Consider the following 16,832-nt stretch of genomic DNA (forward strand, 5'->3'; position numbering starts at 1 on the left):
GACCAGGCCCTGACTGCCATCAAACAGCGGGGGTGCCCGAACTACTTCGGCAAACAGCGGTTTGGTCACGCTGGTAGCAACCTGGACCGGGCCATCCGAATGGAACCCGGTCGTCCTCGGCGTGGTCGCCGCAAGGGCCGCAATCGGCATCGGCAGGGGCTGTATTTTTCCGCCGCCCGTTCGTGGTTGTTCAACCAAATTCTGGCTCGACGGGTGACCGAGGGCAGCTGGCGTACCCCACTGAGTGGCGAGCCGGAACCCGGAGCCGTCACCGGTCCGCTCTGGGGCGATGGCGGCACCACCGCCATCGGCGAGCAGGAACAGCTGGAGCGCGCTGTGGTCGCCGAGCATCCCGAACTGGAGCGGGTCTTCTCCGACACCCGGATGAAGCCGGAACGGCGACCACTGGTCCTCAACCCTGTCGGCTTCGCCTGGCAATGGCAGGATACCGGTCGCCTGACCCTGCGATTTGCCTTGGCGCCGGGGCAGTATGCCACCACGCTCATCGGTAACGTGTTTGATCTGCGGGAAGCAGGACCGGTGCCGGGGCTCGCAGACGGGGCCTAAACAGGGCATATTATACGAAGCCCCCGGGCGGGTTGCTGGTCTGAGAGACCGCAAGTTATTGACCGGCCGGCAGTGAACCTGCCGGCGACTAAAACGATGTCCTTAAGTCAAGGTTACTAAAACAAGTTCATACGCAACCGGCAGGATCTGTTCCGGTTGAAGGCTAGCGGAGAGAATCGTGCGTATTCTGTTGTCAAACGATGACGGCGTCCATTCGCCCGGCTTGCTGGCCCTTTACAAGGGGTTGGAAGGCATGGGGGAACTGGAAGTGGTTGCCCCGGACCGGGACCACAGTGGGGCAAGCAATGCCCTGACCCTCAATCGTCCACTGACCGTTGAGCAGCATCCCAACGGCTTTCGCTCGGTGGATGGCACGCCCACCGACTGCGTCCACCTGGCCGTGAATGGGCTGTTTGATCAGGGGTTTGACCGGGTGATCTCCGGGATCAACACCCACGCCAACCTGGGTGACGACATCATATATTCTGGCACCGTTGCGGCAGCTACTGAGGGGCGCCATCTGGGCTTGCCCGCGATTGCCGTCTCCCTCGCCAACAACGGCCGCCTCCATTACGACACCGCCGCCCGAGTGGTACGGGCGTTACTGGAGCAGGACAAGCCGCTGTGCCTGGGCCCCCGTTGCATCCTGAACGTCAACGTGCCGGATCTGCCCTGGGAAGAGTTAGCCGGGTTCCGGGTCACCCGCCTGGGCCACCGCACCACCGCGGAGGGCGCCGTCCCCATGACCTGCCCCCGGGGCAAGGCCCGTTACTGGATCGGAGCGGCCGGCGAAGGAGGGGACGCCGGCGAGGGCACGGATTTCGAGGCGGTCCGCAACGGTTATGTGTCCGTAACTCCAGTGCACGTGGACATGACCCGCCACGAGGCTCTCTCGGGCCTAAGGGACTGGCTCGAGGGGGTTCGTTGATGGGCGTGGAACTGCAGGGTATTGGTATGACATCGCGTCGGACCCGATTACGGCTGATACAACGGTTGCGGGACCATGGCATTCGCAACGAGCGCGTGCTGCAGGCCATGACCGAGGTGCCGAGGCATATTTTCCTCGACGAGGCGCTCTCCCACCGGGCTTACGAAGACACCGCATTACCCATCGGTTACGGCCAGACACTGTCGCAGCCGTACATCGTCGCCAAGATGACCGAGATTCTGCTTGAGCATGAGCCGGAGACGCCCAGACGGGTGCTGGAGTTGGGCACCGGTTCTGGTTACCAGTCCGCGATTCTGGCGAACCTGGTGGACGAGGTGTTCAGTGTTGAGCGCATCAAACCGCTGCAGGACAGGGCCCGGGATCGACTGCGCAAGCTGTCGCTGCGCAACGTTACCCTGAAACATGCCGACGGCGGCATTGGCTGGCCGGAGAAAGGACCGTTTGACGGCATCATCGTCACTGCGGCCCCCAAAGAGCTGTCCCCGGAGTTGATGGACCAGCTCGCCGACGGCGGCATCATGGTGGCCCCGGTGGGGGAGGAGCGCCAGATGCTGGTGAAAGTGGTCCGGCAGGGTGACGAGTTTGTGACCACGGACATCGAACCGGTTCGTTTCGTTCCCCTGCTGGGAGGTGTGGTCCGGTGAGGGACATTGGCTCCTGTGAGCGCAGTCAGCGTCCGGTGGGGGTGTTCCTGCGGGGTGTGGCCATGGGGGCGGCGGATATCGTCCCGGGCGTCTCCGGCGGCACTATTGCGTTCATCACCGGCATCTACTTCCGTCTGTTGACCGCGATTGGCGAAGTGCCCGGCGCCTGCTATCGGGAATTGCTCAAAGGCCAGTTCCGGCGGTTCTGGGAACGCTGTGACGGCACTTTCCTGGTGACTCTGCTGACGGGGATTGTGGCCAGCATCGCCACTTTGGCCTCGGCGATCAGCTACCTGCTGATGGTCTATCCGATCCTGCTCTGGAGTTTCTTCTTCGGGTTGATTGTGGCCTCGGTCTGGCATGTGGTGCGGCAGGTGCAACGCCCCAACTGGACACTGTTGGGGCCGCTGTCAATGGGCATTGCCTTTGCCTGGTGGGTAACCACCCTGCCAGCGGGCGAAGCCTCCCCCACCGGGCTGGTCTTCTTCGGCGCCGGTGCCCTCGCCATCTGCGCCATGATCCTGCCCGGCATTTCCGGCAGCTTCATTCTGGTCATCCTGGGTATGTACGCACCGGTGCTGGCCGCTATCAAGGGCGCAGAGCTCTTGACTCTGGGGCTGTTCGCGGCGGGTTGCCTGATCGGGTTGCTGTCCATTGCGCGGGTACTGACCTGGGCGATCCATAAATTTCACGATGTGGTGCTGGCGCTGCTGACCGGTTTCATGATTGGTGCCCTCAACAAAGTCTGGCCCTGGAAAGAGACCCTCAGTTGGCGAACCAACAGTGCCGGCGAACAGGTGCCGCTGACTGAGGCCAGTGTCTCGCCGATTTACTACGCTGAATTATCGGGGGAGCCGTCCCAGTGGCCGTTAGCGCTGGTGTGTGCGGTCATTGGATTTGCGCTGGTGTTGGCCATCGAGTGGCTGGGAAGTTCTCAGACCTTCCTGCGACGTCCCCAGCAGTCCTGAGCCCGCCGTCAGTGAAAAAACGTGCAGGTGTTACCTTTTGGCCTTTTGGGCTGTTTCGGGAAGTAACACGGGAGGCGTGGTGCCGCTTGGTTTTGCATAGAAAATGTGCAATAAATTAGCAGGTTATTGGGTTTAGTTTAGAAAGCGCCACATTTTTTATACCAATTAGAAATAGTAAAGGTGTTTTTATACTTGTGTTCCCGGGGCGTAGTCTGATCGGTTCGGCGCAGGTTCCCTTCATCCGGCGAGTCGGCGAGGGGGTGTCCCGTCGTCGTGTTCCCATCGGACGCGCATCCGGGAGACGTCTGTTACCCCTTGGGCTGATTCTGCTGATTGTCGCGCTGGTGTCTGGCTGTAATTCCTCCGCCCTCTACCAGGACAGCTCCTACAATCCACCCGTGTACTGGGGGCAACACGTTGTCAAACGGGGGGAGACCCTATACAGCATTGCCTGGCGTTACGGGCGGGATTACCGCGAACTGGGCAATGCCAACGGCATCTCGCCGCCCTATCACATCCAGGCGGGCCAGGTACTGCGGCTGGACCTTCGCGGTACTGTAACTTCGACACGGCACACTGCTTCCAACAACCAGGCCCCATCCGGCCGCCGTTCCGATGGCGCGGCGGCGCGAGGCAGTGCGGAAGACCGCGCGTCGACTCCCGTCACGCCCCGTCCGTCCAGGCCCGGGACAGCGTCCGGTCGGACCCAGACGGTATCCAACATCCAGTGGCGCTGGCCACACGTTGGCACCGTAATTGCAGGATTCTCAACCTCCGGCAAGGTCAATAAAGGGCTTGATATTGCCGGGAATTCAGGTGACCGGGTTCGGGCCGCCGCCGCCGGAAACGTAGTCTATGCCGGCAGTGGGTTGCTTGGTTACGGGAATCTGATTATTGTGAATCATAATGAGCAGTACTTGAGCGCGTATGCTCACAACCGAACTATCCTGGTGCAGGAAGGGGAGGACGTCGAAGCCGGACAAGTCATCGCCGAGTTGGGGAGCAGTGGCGCAGATCGACCCAAGTTGCACTTTGAGATTCGAAAGAACGGTAACCCGGTCGACCCCGCGCGATACCTACCTCCCCGCTAGCAGTGGACGCGAGACGCTGGCGCCAAGAATACCGCAGATGAACCAAGGGTGGTCCCACAGTGACCAGCCGACACAATGTTCCTGAACTAACAAGAAAACGAAACTTTCAGCAGGCGCTTACCAACAGAATAACAATCGGTAGGCGAATACAGGGTCATTCGAAGGCGGGGCTAGCATTATGTCAGTAGAACATGAAGATCTCATTGTTGAACGTGATTCCGACGCGGAGGATGCAGAAGAGGAACTGATGACGTCTGAACCGGAAGCAAAGACTTCCTCGCAAGGGGGTTCAGCCGACAAAGAAGATTTTCCAACCCAGGGCCGCTACCTGGGTAGCCAAAAGCAGCTGGATGCCACCCAGCTCTACTTGAACGAAATTGGCTTCTCGCCACTGTTGACGCCGGAAGAGGAAGTATACTTTGCCCGGTTGGCCCGCAAGGGAGAGGAGTCGGGCCGCAAGCGGATGATTGAGAGCAATCTCCGACTGGTGGTCAAAATTGCACGTCGCTACGTCAATCGTGGCCTAACCCTCCTGGACCTGATCGAAGAAGGCAATCTCGGTCTGATTCGCGCGGTGGAAAAGTTCGACCCGGAACGGGGGTTCCGCTTTTCAACTTACGCCACCTGGTGGATTCGCCAGACCATTGAGCGGGCCATCATGAACCAGACCCGTACCATTCGTCTGCCCATTCATGTGGTGAAGGAACTGAACCTCTACCTCCGTGCCGCGCGGGAACTGACCCAGAAACTGGATCATGAGCCGTCCGCCGAGGAAATCGCCCGCATGGTGGATAAGCCGGTTTCCGACGTCAAGCGCATGCTGGGGCTCAACGAGCGGGTTGCCTCGGTGGACACCCCCATCGGTAGCAGTGGCGAAAAATCGCTGCTGGATACAGTGGCCGACGAGGGAGCAATGGATCCGGCTGACCTGTTGCAGGATAACAACATGTGTTCCTGCATCGAGAGCTGGCTGGACCAGCTCAGTGATAAGCAGCAGGAAGTCCTCTCCCGGCGTTTCGGGTTGCGCGGATATCCCACCAGTACCCTTGAAGAGGTGGGCCAGGAAATCGGCCTGACCCGGGAGCGGGTCCGCCAGATTCAGGTAGAGGCTTTGCGCCGGCTCAGGGAGATCCTGGAAAAAGAGGGGTTGTCCGGTACCATGCTGTTCAAGTAACGGAACCGCCAGTACCAGGAACAGAAACCGACCAGGCAACTGGTCGGTTTTTTTATTGCGCCACATTTGAGAACCAGGTTGCGTCGGGCCGATCAACTGGCTTGTTACAATTCTGCGGTCGAGGCTGGTCAGGAAGTCGATCCTCGGCAGTTCAGAACACTTATAACAAGTCAACTAAGGATAGAATGATGAACAAGGCCTTCCCAACCTTACTTTCCTCGTTGCTGCTGTCGGCAGCGCTTTCCATGCCCGCGGCCGCCCTGACCGTGGACGGTGTCGACGTACCGGATAGCTATGCGGCACAGGACACCGAATTGACCCTGAACGGTGCCGGGGTCCGTTCCAAGTGGTTTATGGATCTTTACGTGGGTGGTCTCTACACCCAGCAAAAGGGCAGCGACGCCCAGGCGATCATCGACGCCGACGAGCCGCAGGCCATCACCCTGCATATCATCTCCGGGCTGATTACCAGCGACAAGATGACCTCCGCTACACTGGAGGGCTTTGAGAACGCCACCGGGGGCGACCTTTCTGCCATCCAGGGCGAGGTGGAGGCGTTCCTGAACGTGTTCGCCGAAGAGATCAGCGAAGGCGATGTCTTTGATTTGGTCTACCTGCCGAATGAGGGGGTGCGGGTGCTGAAGAACGGCGAAGCCAAGGCCACCATCGGTGATCTGGCATTCAAGAAAGCCCTGTTCGGTATCTGGCTATCGGACCAGCCTGCGCAGCAGGATCTGAAAGAGAAGATGCTGGGACAACGTTGATTCCAGTGTTCCGGCCGGCGCTGATCGCCGGCCGGTTTCCCAGCTCGGCAGCCTGGCCGGGCGCTATTCCATATAATCCCGTTTGTGTTTGAACTCGCACAGGTCCTCAATCAGGCACGCGCCGCACTTCGGCTTGCGTGCCGTGCAGGTGTAGCGGCCGTGCAGGATCAGCCAATGGTGAGCATCCAGCAGGAACTCCTTGGGGACCAGGCGCAGGAGCCGCTTTTCCACCTCCAGCACAGTCTTGCCCGGGGCAATGCCCGTTCGGTTGGAGACCCGAAAGATATGGGTATCCACGGCCATGGCCGGCTGGCCAAACGCGGTATTCAGCACAACATTGGCGGTCTTTCGCCCCACGCCGGGCAGGGCTTCCAGGGCCTCACGCGTGGCCGGTACCTGGCTGCCGTGCTGTTCGATCAGGATGCGGCAGGTCTTGATGACATTCTCTGCCTTGCTGTTGAACAGCCCGATGGTTTTGATGTACTCCTTCAACCCCTCCACGCCCAGGGCCAGGATTGCTTCCGGGGTGTTGGCAATCGGGAACAGCTTGTCGGTGGCCTTGTTCACCCCGACGTCCGTCGCCTGGGCCGACAGCATCACCGCCACCAGCAGCTCGAAGGGGGTGGTGTAGTTCAGCTCGGTGGTGGGGTTGGGATTGGCATCCCGTAACCGGGCGAAGATTTCCGTACGCTTCTGCTTGTTCATGCCCAATGCTACCTGGCTTACGACACGTTACCGGTGACCCGAACCCGTTTGCTGCCGGTGACGACGGGGTCTTTCCTCTGAGCCTCGCGGCGGGCCTTGAGGCGGTTGTCGATGCCGTTCTTGATGGCAATCAGCAGGCCCAGGCCCACAAACGCTCCCGGGGGCAGGATCATAAACAGGACATCCGGATAGTTCTCGATAGGCCGAATACCCCAGTCTGCCGCCATCGGACCGAGCAGCAGGTCCATATCGGTGAACAGGGTACCCTGGCCAACCAGTTCGCGCAGGCCGCCCAGAATCACCAGTACCGCAAAGAAGCCAAGCCCCATCATGGCGCCGTCCAGCAGCGCCGGTAGCGGGGCGTTCTTGGAGGCGAAGGCGTCGGCGCGGCCCAGAATGGCGCAGTTGGTCACAATCAGGGGGATGAAGATGCCAAGGATCTGGTAGAGCTCGTAGGTGAACGCCTGCATCAGCAGTTCGGCACAGGTCACGAAGGAGGCAATGATCATTACAAAGGCGGGGAGCCGCACCGAATCGCTGACGAAATTGCGAATCAGTGAGACCGCCAGGTTGGATCCCATCAATACCAGCAATGTTGCCAGCCCCAGCCCAATGGCATTGACCACGGTCGAGGTTACCGCCAGCAGGGGGCACAGTCCCAGCACCTGCACCAGGGCAGGGTTGTTGGTCCAGAGGCCGTCCTTGACAATCTCGGCGTTGCTCTTGGTTGCCATGATTATGATTGCTCCTGTGGGTTCACGCCGTCGAAGGCCTGGAGGATCTCAGGCTGGTGGGTGCGGAAGTAGAGCAGGGCCTTATGAACCGCCTTGGTGACCGCTCTGGGCGTGATGGTGGCGCCCGTGAACTGGTCGAAGACCCCGCCGTTCTTGGCGACGGTCCAGCCTTCCGGGCCCGGGTTGTCCAGGGAGCGGCCATTGAAGTCGAGCACCCAGTCCGACTTTTTCCGTTCCACCTTGTCCCCCAGCCCCGGGGTTTCCTTGTGGCTGGTGACCCGGACGCCCAGCACCTTTCCCACCGGGTCGATGCCCACCAGCAGCTTGATATCGCCGGAATAGCCATCCGGGGCGGTCACCGGAAGGATGATGCCCACCGGCTGTCCCTGGGAGGTGGCTTTCCAGGCGGTGAATGGCTGGCGGAATCCCCGCTCGGGATCGGCGGGCAGCTCGAAGGCATCCTCCAGCATGTTGTTGTCGTGCACCGTTTCCGGAATGATCTCGAACAGCGCGCGGGCTTCCGCGCGGGCGATCTGCTGTTCGATTCGTTCCTCGGTCATCACCTGGGTCACGGCAATGGTGCCACCGGTGATGACGGCAAACAGGCCCAGGCCGATGGCGCTGCGACGAATGGATTGTCCGAGAGCTGCCATAGTTTACCCCGATGTCTTACTGGGAATGCCGCGACGGGCCTTGTGGTGGCCGTAGGTCCGTGGCCGGGTGTAGTGATCGATAAACGGCACGGCGAAGTTCATCAGCAACACGCTGAACGCCACCGCGTCCGGGTAGTTGCCCCAGGTACGGATGACGTAGACCAACAGGCCCACCCCTATGCCGTAGATCAGCTTGCCCTGGCGACTGGTGGCGGCGGACACCGGGTCGGTGGCAATGAAGAAGGCGCCCAGCATGGTGCCACCGGCCAGTAGGTGCAGGCTCAGGGGCGCGTACAGGTCTTCGTTGCTGCCGAAGGCCAGGCTCAGCAAAGTCATGGCCCCGAGCATGCCCACCGGGATGTGCCAGGTGATGAGCTTAAGCGCCAGCAACACCAGGCCGCCGGCGAGGAAGCCCGCATTGACCCACTCCCAGCCCCTGGCGATGCCGTCGCCGAAGGTGGGGTGCTGCAGCACCTCGGCCGCGGTGTGGCTGGCGATCTGGTGTTTGTATTCATCCAGCGGCGTGGCCATGGTGAAGGCATCCACCGCGGTTTGCTGGCCCGAGGCAATGGTTGCCAGGGTTTCGCCGAAGCCCGGTGCGGTCTCCCAGAGCAGCCCGGGCTGCGCCCAGTTGGTGGTCATGGCCACCGGAAACGACACCAGGACCAGGGCGTAGCCGACCATGGCGGGGTTGAAGGGGTTTGAACCGATGCCGCCGTACAGCTGCTTGGCCAGTACGATGGCCGAGATCACCGCAATGGCAGACACCCACCAGGGGGCGAACTGGGGCAGGGACAGACCCAGCAGCAGGCCGGTGACTGCCGCGGTATTGTCCTTCAGGAAGAACGCCAGGGGCCGTTTGCGCAGGGTGAGCATCACCGCTTCCGCAGCGAGGGCCACGCCAATGCACCAGATGACGTTGATCAGGTTGCCCCAGCCGAAGCACAGGGTCTGGGCCAGCAGCCCGGGGAGGGCGGCCAGGATCACCCAGAGCATCACCCGGGAGGTGGGCCGGGCGCCGCGGGCGTGGGGGGAGGATTGCTGTCGTAATGCCATGTGGTACTTGCCTGATTCCTGGGGATCGCCAATAGGTCAGTCGGTGTCTTGCGTCGCTAGCTGCTGCTGGGCTTGGGTCAGCGCCTGCTCGGCCCTGGCCACCCGTTCCCGGTTCTTGGCGACGGCCCGTTCCAGTTTCTCGACGTTGTCGCCGCCGGCCTCCCGGGCCTCGTCCAGCAGGCCCTGCATGGTGTCCAGCTTGGCCCGGGCCTTTTCCAGTTGGCCGGTCAGTGTCGCGATGTCGGGCGGCTCCTCCGCCCGGGGGGGCTCTGGGTCCGGTGCCGGAGGCGTGGCTTCGGCGCCCTTGGCCTGGGCGAGGGCTTCTTCCGCCCGTTTTACCCGTTCCTCATTCTTGGCCACCGCTCGCTTGAGCTTTTCGGCGGTGCCGGTACCGGCTTCCAGGGCCTCGTTCAGCAAGCCCTGCATGTTGTCCAGCTTGGCCCGGGCTTTTTCCAGCGCGGCCTCCAGGGAGGGAAGGTCCGGCTGCTCCACGGGGGCGGCCTGGGGGGAAACCGGTTCGTCGGGAGGCGCAGCCGGGCCTTGTGCCTGGTCCAACGCCGCCTGTGCCCGCTGTACCCGATCCTGGTTCTTGGCGACGGCCCGTTCGAGTTTCTCGACGTTGTCAGCGCCGGCGGCGCGTGCTTCGTCGAGCATGGATTGCATGTTGGCCAGCTTGTCCTTGGCCTGGGCCAGCTGTTTCTCCAGTGCTTCAACGTCGGCTTCCGGCGCCGCGGGCTCCGGCTTGGCCGGGCTGGCCGCCGCCTGCTTGCGGGCCAGGGCCTCCTGCACCATGGCGGCCTTGGCGGCTCGCTCATCGCTTGCGGCGGCCTCCGCCGTGGTTGCTTGGGCCTGCTTCCTGGCCTGGGCTTCGGCGGCGGCGCGGGCCCGCTCCTTACGTTTGGCTTCTTTCTCGGCCTTGTCCCGTTCCAGGCGGGCCTGGCGGGCTTCAAAGCGTTGCCGTGCCTTGTCGGCCTTCAGGTGTTCGGCACGCTGGGTGCGGATCTCGCCCTTGGCGTAGCGGTAATACTGCACCAGAGGGATGGAACTGGGGCAGACATAGGTGCAGGCGCCACACTCAATGCAATCGAACAGGTTTTCCTGCTCGGCCTTGTCGAACTCGTCCGCCTTGGCGTACCAGTACAGTTGCTGCGGCAACAGGTTCATGGGGCAGACTTCGGCACAGGTGCCACAGCGGATACAGGGCTGCTCCGGCTCGGGATCCGGCAGCTCTTCGGCGGTGGCGGCGATCACACAGTTGGTGGTCTTGATCACCGGAATCTCGGTGGTCTGCAGGGTGTAGCCCATCATCGGGCCACCAAGCACCAGCCGGTGCAGGGTTTCCGGCCGTAAGCCCGCCTTGTCGAGGAGGTAGCTGATGGGCGTACCCAGCAACACCTCGAAGTTGCCGGGGTTGGCCACGGCCTCACCGGTGATGGTGGTGAATCGGGAGATCAGCGGCTCGCCAAGGTTGATGGCCCGATGGACGGCGATGGCGGTGCCGATGTTTTGGCACATGACCCCGATATCGGCGGGAATCCCGCCGTGGGGGACTTCCAGCCCGGTCAGGATCTGGATCAGCTGCCTTTCCCCGCCGGACGGGTACTTGGTCGGAATGACGTCGACCTCGATCTGGGTGCCGGTGCAGGCGGCACGAATGGCGGCGATGGCCTGGGGCTTGTTGTCCTCGATGGCCACGACACAGCGTTCCGGGCGCAGGATCCAGGCCATGATCTTCATGCCCTCGATGACCTCGCTGGCCCGTTCCCGCATTGCCATGTCATCGGCGGTGATGTAGGGCTCGCACTCGGCGCCGTTGAGAATCAGGGTGTCGACCTTGCGAACCTTGTGCGGGCGCAGCTTGATATTGGAGGGAAAGCCCGCACCGCCCATGCCGGCGATCCCGGCATTGCGAATGGCCTCCAGCACCTCATCCCGCTCCAGGGCCCGAATGTCCGCCACCGGATGACGTTCGCACCAGCTGTCCTGGCCATCTGGGCGCAGGGTAATGCACCTATCCATCATGCCCGAGGGATGGGGGACCGGCTGTTGGGAAATGGCTTCAACGGTGCCGGAGGTGGGGGCATGTACCGGTACGCCCACCGGGCCATCGACGGCGGCAAGCACCTGGCCCTTGAGAACCCGGTCGCCCACGGAAACCAGCACGTTGGCCGGCTCGCCGATGTGCTGCTGCAGGGGCAGGATCAAGACATCGGGAATACCCGCGGTTTCCACCGGTCGGGTGGTCGAAAGGTCTTTCTTTTCAGCCGGGTGAATGCCGCCCGGAAAGTCCCACAAGGTTCCCATCAGACGGTCGCCCCCTGCCGGTCAGTCGCGATGATGTTGCCCCCCGGTGGACTCCAGGTCCAGGTACGGATGTCAGGCTCGATGGTCACCATGTCGATGCAGTCCACCGGGCAGGGCTCCACGCACAGGTCGCAGCCGGTGCACTCGCTCTCGATCACGGTGTGCATGTGCTTGGCGGCGCCCAGGATGGCGTCCACCGGGCAGGCCTGGATGCACTTGGTGCAGCCAATGCATTCGTCTTCCCGGATCACCGCCACCCGTTTGTCCTGCTCCACGCCATGTTCGGCGTCCAGGGGCTGGGGCTCGACATCCAGCAGGTCGGCCAGCGCCTTGATGGTGGCTTCGCCCCCGGGGGGGCACTTGTTGATGGCGTCGCCATCGGCGATGGATTCCGCGTAGGGCCGGCAACCGGGAAAACCGCACTGGCCACACTGGGTCTGCGGCAACAGCGAATCGATCTGGTCCACCAGGGGGTTGCCTTCCACCCGGAATCGTTCGGCGGCAAAGCCCAGCAGGCCACCAAACACCACGGCAAGCAGCAACAGGACAGCGACGGCAATGAGAATACTGGTCAACATGGTGATCTTGCTCCGCTTACACGCCGACCAGGCCGGTGAAGCCCAGGAAGGCCAGTGACATCAGCCCGGCGGTGACCATCCCAATGGCCGCCCCCTGGAAGGCCGTCGGCACATCGGAAACGGCGATACGCTCTCGCATGGCGGCGAACAGCACCAACACCAGGGAAAAGCCGGCGGCGGCGCCAAAACCGTAGAGCACGGATTCGACAAAGTTGTTCTGCTTGTTGAGGTTCAGCAGGGCAACCCCCAGAACCGCACAGTTGGTGGTGATCAGTGGCAGGAAGATGCCCAGCACCCGGTACAGCAGGGGGCTGGTCTTGCGCACCACCATCTCGGTGAACTGCACCACCACGGCGATCACCAGGATGAAGGTGATGGTCTTCAGGAACGCCAGGTCCAGCGGTGCCAACAGATAGGTGTAGGCCAGGTAGCTGCACACCGAGGCCAGGGTGAGCACAAAGGTGGTGGCCAGGGACATGCCCATGGCGGTCTCCAGCTTCCCGGACACGCCCATGAACGGGCAGAGACCGAGAAACTGCACCAGCACAAAGTTGTTCACCAGAATGGTGCTGACCAGGATCAGCAGGTATTCCGTCATCAATCAGTGCTCCCGCGGAACTCACATAATCCGCATGCCGGGGGTGGCGCCGGAATCCGGGGCCAGGAGGAAGATGTCCTTACCGCCGGGACCGGCCGCCAGTACCATGCCTTCGGAGAGGCCAAATTTCATCTTGCGGGGCTTCAGGTTGGCGACCATAACGGTCAGCCGGCCCTCGAGCTGCTCCGGTTTGTAGGCGGACTTGATGCCGGCAAACACGTTGCGCTCGCCGTGGCCGATGTCCAGGGTCAGGCGCAGCAGCTTGTCCGCCCCTTCCACCTGTTCGGCTTTGACAATCTTTGCCACCCGAAGATCCACCTTGGCAAAGTCCCCAAATTCTATCTCATCGGCCACCGGTTCCAGATTGGCTGCGGCGGCGGACTTTGCGGGTTTTGCCGGTACCTGCTCCTTCTCTTTGGAGGCCTCCAGCATCTTCTCGATCTGCGCCATGTCCACTCGGTTCATCAGCGGCTTGAACTTGTTGATGCCGTGGTTCTCCAGCAATTGCGCCCGGTTGTTCCAGTCCAGGGCGGCGTTGAGGAACGCGGCCGAGGCCTCGGCGGTTTGGGGCAGCACCGGCGCCAGATAGGTCATCAGCAGGCGGAACATGTTGATGGCGTTGGTGCAGATGGCCTGCAGGTTTGCTTCCTGGCCGTCCTGCTTGGCAATCACCCAGGGCTGCTCGTCATTGACGTACTGGTTGGCGATGTCCGCCAGCTCCATGATCCGGCGCATGCCGCGACCGAACTCCCGGGCCTCGTAGCACTCGGCGATTTCTTCACCGGCCTCCACGAAGATCTTCAGCTTGTCGGTTTCGGTCACCTCGCCAAGCTGGCCGTCAAAACGCTTGGTGATGAAGCCGGCGCAGCGGCTGGCAATGTTGACCACCTTGCCCACCAGGTCGGAATTCACCCGGGAGGCAAAGTCCTCCAGGTTCAGGTCCATGTCGTCCACGCCGCTGCCCAGCTTGGCGGCAAAGTAATAGCGCAGGTACTCCGGATTCAGGTGGTCCAGGTAGGTGCGAGCCATGATGAAGGTGCCGCGGGACTTGGACATCTTCTTGCCATTGACGGTGACGAAACCGTGGGCCCAGACCGCGCTCGGCGTGCGGAAGCCGGCGCTGTGCAGCATGGACGGCCAGAATAGCGCGTGGAAATTGATGATGTCTTTACCAATGAAGTGGTAGACCTCGGCCTCGGAATCAGCGTGCCAGAAGTGGTCGAAGTCAATGCCTTCCCGGTCGCACAGGTTCTTGAAGCTGGCCAGGTAACCGATGGGGGCGTCCAGCCAGACGTAGAAGTACTTGCCGGGGGCATCGGGGATTTCGAAGCCAAAGTAGGGGGCGTCCCGGCTGATGTCCCACTCTTGCAGGCCGGCATCCAGCCACTCGGCCAGCTTGTTGGCAATTTGCGGCTGAAGGGTGCCGCTGCGGGTCCAGTTCTGCAGGAAATCGGTGAACTCCGGCAGCCGGAAGAAATAGTGCTCGGATTCCTTCTCGATCGGCGTTGCGCCGGAGACCGCGGATTTCGGGTCGATCAGCTCGGCCGGGGTGTAGGTGGCGCCGCAGACTTCGCAGTTGTCCCCGTATTGGTCTTCCGACTTGCACTTTGGGCAGGTGCCCTTGATGAAGCGGTCGGCCAGGAACATTTCCTTCTCGGGATCATAGGCCTGGGTGATCTTGCGGGTGGCAATGTGATCGTTTTCCTGCAGCCGGCGGTAGATGTACGCCGAGAACTCCCGGTTCTCCTCCGAGTGGGTGGAGTGGTAGTTGTCGAAGTGGATGTGGAAGCCGGCAAAGTCCTCCTGGTGCTCCTGACGGATGCGGTCGATCAGGGCCTCGGAGGTGATGCCTTCGCGCTCGGCCCGTAGCATAATGGCAGTACCGTGAGCATCGTCGGCGCAGACGTAGTAGCAGTTCTGACCACGCATTCGCTGATACCGGGCCCAGATGTCGGTCTGGATGTACTCCAACAGGTGGCCGAGGTGGATCGGGCCGTTGGCGTAGGGCAGGGCGCTGGTCACCAGAATGTCGCGCTGTTTCTGTGCACTCGCTTGCGTCATGTTAAATGTCCGAACCTTGATCAAGAATGGTTGTGGTCAGAAGCGGGCACAGATGATACCTTCCGGGCGGCAATTTTTCATCTGGACGCCCCAATTTTGTTGTCCGGTGGGCGGTTTTGATGAGGTCGGACCGGATGCTTGGTCCGATGTTCCCCGATTTACGTTGCAATCCCTGGAGAAAGGCATGACCGAAGTTTCCCGGCAGGCACTGGAAGCGGCCATCAAAGAGTACAAAGATCCCTATCTGGAGCGCGACCTCTATGAGCTGGATGCCGTGAAGTCGCTGGAGGTGGACGGCGATGGCAAGGTCAGCATGACAGTGGAATTGCCGTACGCCAGCGAGGGTATTGCCGGAGCGCTCCGGCAACTGGTGGGTAATGCCCTGGATGACGTTGACGGCGTGACCGACGCTACCGTGACCGTGAGCCAGCGAATCCACGCTCACGAAGCTCAGCGGGATTTGCAGTCCATTGCCGGCGTCAAGAATATCATTGCGGTGGCTTCCGGCAAGGGCGGCGTGGGCAAGTCCACCACCGCGGTCAACCTGGCCCTCGCGCTCAGTCAGGAGGGTGCCCGGGTGGGCATCCTGGACGCCGACATCTACGGGCCCAGCATTGGCATGATGCTGGGCATCAAGGAGGGTACCCGTCCGGACACCAAGGAAAACAAGTATTTCATCCCGGTCAAGGCCCATGGCCTGCAAGCCATCTCGATGGCCTTCCTGGTCACCGACAAGACGCCGATGGTGTGGCGTGGGCCGATGGTCAGCGGTGCCGTGCAGCAGCTGCTGACCCAGACCCTGTGGGACGAGCTGGATTACCTGATCGTCGATATGCCCCCGGGAACCGGCGATATCCAGTTGACGCTCGCCCAGAAAGTGCCGGTCACTGGCGCGGTGGTCGTGACCACGCCCCAGGACATCGCCCTGCTGGACTGCAAGAAAGGCATCGAGATGTTCCGCAAGGTGGAGATCCCGGTGCTGGGGGTGGTGGAGAACATGAGTGTGCATATCTGCAGCAACTGCGGTCACGAGGAGGCGCTGTTCGGTCATGGCGGCGGTGAACGAGTGGCGGAACAGTACGACACCACGCTGCTGGGCCAGTTGCCGCTGCACATGACCATCCGGGAGCAGACCGACGGCGGCAATCCGTCTGTGGTGGCGGAGCCGGACTCGGAGGTCGCGCGCCGTTACCGGGACATTGCACGTCGCACCAGTGCGCTGCTGTCCCAGCGGTCACGCAACCTCAGCTCTCCCATCCCGAGCATTTCCATTAGCGACGACTGAGGGCCGGCCCCGCGCGGTGGTTTGCCTTTGGCGTTGAACGACGCGGGAAGGTAAACTACCGCCCTTTATCTTTATGACCTCTGAATTCACCATGAGACGCAAACAATGAGCATAAAATCCGATAAGTGGATCCGCCGCATGTCCCAAGAGGCTGGCATGATCGAACCGTTTGAACCGGGCCAGGTGCGAGAGTCCGAGAAAGGGCGCGTGATCTCTTACGGTACCTCCAGCTACGGCTATGATGTGCGTTGCAGCAACGAGTTCAAGATCTTTACCAACGTCCATTCGGCGACCGTCGATCCCAAGAACTTCGACGACAACAGCTTCGTCAACGTTACCAGTGACGTCTGCATCATCCCGCCCAACTCCTTTGCCCTGGCGCGTACCGTGGAGTACTTCCGCATTCCCCGCAACGTGCTGACCATTTGCCTGGGCAAGTCCACCTACGCCCGTTGCGGCATCATCGTCAACGTCACACCGCTGGAGCCGGAGTGGGAAGGGCAGGTCACCCTGGAGTTCTCCAACACCACCAACCTGCCGGCGAAGATCTACGCCAACGAGGGGGTGGCGCAGATGCTGTTCTTCGAGTCCGACGAGGTGTGCGAGACCAGTTACAAGGACCGGGGCGGCAAGTACCTCGGCCAGACCGGCGTCACGTTGCCGAAGACATGATCGGGTCGATGGCGCTCGACTATCCAAGA

17 protein-coding genes are annotated in these 16,832 nt (G+C 61.8%); 9 read left to right on the forward strand and 8 right to left on the reverse strand.

Going from position 1 to position 16,832, the window contains the following annotated elements; all coding sequences use genetic code 11:
• From truD to R3175_RS15395, 7 genes are all read left to right on the forward strand, one after another.
• On the forward strand, positions 1-567 hold a 567-nt coding region (truD, locus tag R3175_RS15365; RefSeq protein ID WP_318945208.1), incomplete at its 5' end, for a tRNA pseudouridine(13) synthase TruD.
• 178 nt (positions 568-745) lie between these two features.
• On the forward strand, positions 746-1,495 hold the full coding sequence (surE, locus tag R3175_RS15370; RefSeq protein WP_318945209.1) for a 5'/3'-nucleotidase SurE: 750 nt from the start codon (positions 746-748) through the stop codon (positions 1,493-1,495).
• Positions 1,495-2,160: a protein-L-isoaspartate(D-aspartate) O-methyltransferase gene (locus R3175_RS15375; RefSeq protein WP_318945210.1), complete on the forward strand. Its 666-nt coding sequence runs from the start codon at positions 1,495-1,497 to the stop codon at positions 2,158-2,160. Before surE ends, R3175_RS15375 begins: the two co-directional genes overlap by 1 nt.
• A 62-nt stretch (positions 2,161-2,222) precedes the next feature.
• Positions 2,223-3,128: a DUF368 domain-containing protein gene (locus R3175_RS15380; protein ID WP_318945250.1), complete on the forward strand. Its 906-nt coding sequence runs from the start codon at positions 2,223-2,225 to the stop codon at positions 3,126-3,128.
• Positions 3,129-3,433: 305 nt separating this feature from the next.
• Complete coding sequence (locus R3175_RS15385; RefSeq protein WP_413231782.1) at positions 3,434-4,219, forward strand: peptidoglycan DD-metalloendopeptidase family protein; 786 nt, start codon at positions 3,434-3,436, stop codon at positions 4,217-4,219.
• A gap of 247 nt (positions 4,220-4,466) precedes the next feature.
• Positions 4,467-5,393: an RNA polymerase sigma factor RpoS gene (rpoS, locus tag R3175_RS15390; RefSeq protein ID WP_413231783.1), complete on the forward strand. Its 927-nt coding sequence runs from the start codon at positions 4,467-4,469 to the stop codon at positions 5,391-5,393.
• Between the two features lie 188 nt (positions 5,394-5,581).
• Entirely contained in the window at positions 5,582-6,157 is a 576-nt protein-coding gene (locus tag R3175_RS15395; RefSeq protein WP_318945212.1) for a chalcone isomerase family protein, read from the forward strand.
• Positions 6,158-6,220: 63 nt separating this feature from the next.
• Here the strand turns inward: R3175_RS15395 and nth are convergent, their stop codons facing one another.
• From nth to metG, 8 genes are read right to left on the reverse strand one after another with little or no spacing between them, the layout of a single operon-like run.
• Positions 6,221-6,862, reverse strand: coding sequence for an endonuclease III (gene nth, locus R3175_RS15400; protein ID WP_318945213.1), 642 nt, complete (start codon positions 6,860-6,862; stop codon positions 6,221-6,223).
• 17 nt (positions 6,863-6,879) lie between these two features.
• Positions 6,880-7,596, reverse strand: coding sequence for an electron transport complex subunit E (locus tag R3175_RS15405; protein WP_318945214.1), 717 nt, complete (start codon positions 7,594-7,596; stop codon positions 6,880-6,882).
• 2 nt (positions 7,597-7,598) lie between these two features.
• Positions 7,599-8,249, reverse strand: coding sequence for an electron transport complex subunit RsxG (gene rsxG, locus R3175_RS15410; RefSeq protein ID WP_318945215.1), 651 nt, complete (start codon positions 8,247-8,249; stop codon positions 7,599-7,601).
• A gap of 3 nt (positions 8,250-8,252) precedes the next feature.
• Positions 8,253-9,305, reverse strand: coding sequence for an electron transport complex subunit RsxD (gene rsxD, locus R3175_RS15415; protein ID WP_318945216.1), 1,053 nt, complete (start codon positions 9,303-9,305; stop codon positions 8,253-8,255).
• A 36-nt stretch (positions 9,306-9,341) separates the two neighbouring features.
• Positions 9,342-11,609, reverse strand: a complete 2,268-nt coding sequence (rsxC, locus tag R3175_RS15420) for an electron transport complex subunit RsxC (RefSeq protein ID WP_318945217.1) — start codon at positions 11,607-11,609, stop codon at positions 9,342-9,344.
• On the reverse strand, positions 11,609-12,187 hold the full coding sequence (gene rsxB, locus R3175_RS15425; protein WP_318945218.1) for an electron transport complex subunit RsxB: 579 nt from the start codon (positions 12,185-12,187) through the stop codon (positions 11,609-11,611). Before rsxB ends, rsxC begins: the two co-directional genes overlap by 1 nt.
• A 16-nt stretch (positions 12,188-12,203) precedes the next feature.
• The gene (gene rsxA / locus R3175_RS15430) at positions 12,204-12,785 is read right to left on the reverse strand and encodes an electron transport complex subunit RsxA (RefSeq protein WP_318945219.1); all 582 of its coding nucleotides are present in this window, start codon (positions 12,783-12,785) and stop codon (positions 12,204-12,206) included.
• 21 nt (positions 12,786-12,806) lie between these two features.
• The gene (gene metG / locus R3175_RS15435) at positions 12,807-14,846 is read right to left on the reverse strand and encodes a methionine--tRNA ligase (RefSeq protein ID WP_318945220.1); all 2,040 of its coding nucleotides are present in this window, start codon (positions 14,844-14,846) and stop codon (positions 12,807-12,809) included.
• A gap of 184 nt (positions 14,847-15,030) precedes the next feature.
• Between metG and apbC the strand changes: the two genes are divergently transcribed.
• Together apbC and dcd are read left to right on the forward strand one after the other, a co-directional pair.
• Entirely contained in the window at positions 15,031-16,131 is a 1,101-nt protein-coding gene (gene apbC, locus R3175_RS15440) for an iron-sulfur cluster carrier protein ApbC (protein WP_318945221.1), read from the forward strand.
• 105 nt (positions 16,132-16,236) lie between these two features.
• The gene (gene dcd / locus R3175_RS15445; protein ID WP_318945222.1) at positions 16,237-16,803 is read left to right on the forward strand and encodes a dCTP deaminase; all 567 of its coding nucleotides are present in this window, start codon (positions 16,237-16,239) and stop codon (positions 16,801-16,803) included.
• The last annotated feature ends 29 nt before the right edge of the window (positions 16,804-16,832 follow it).

Source organism: Marinobacter sp., from assembly GCF_033722735.1.
Classification (GTDB): domain Bacteria; phylum Pseudomonadota; class Gammaproteobacteria; order Pseudomonadales; family Oleiphilaceae; genus Marinobacter.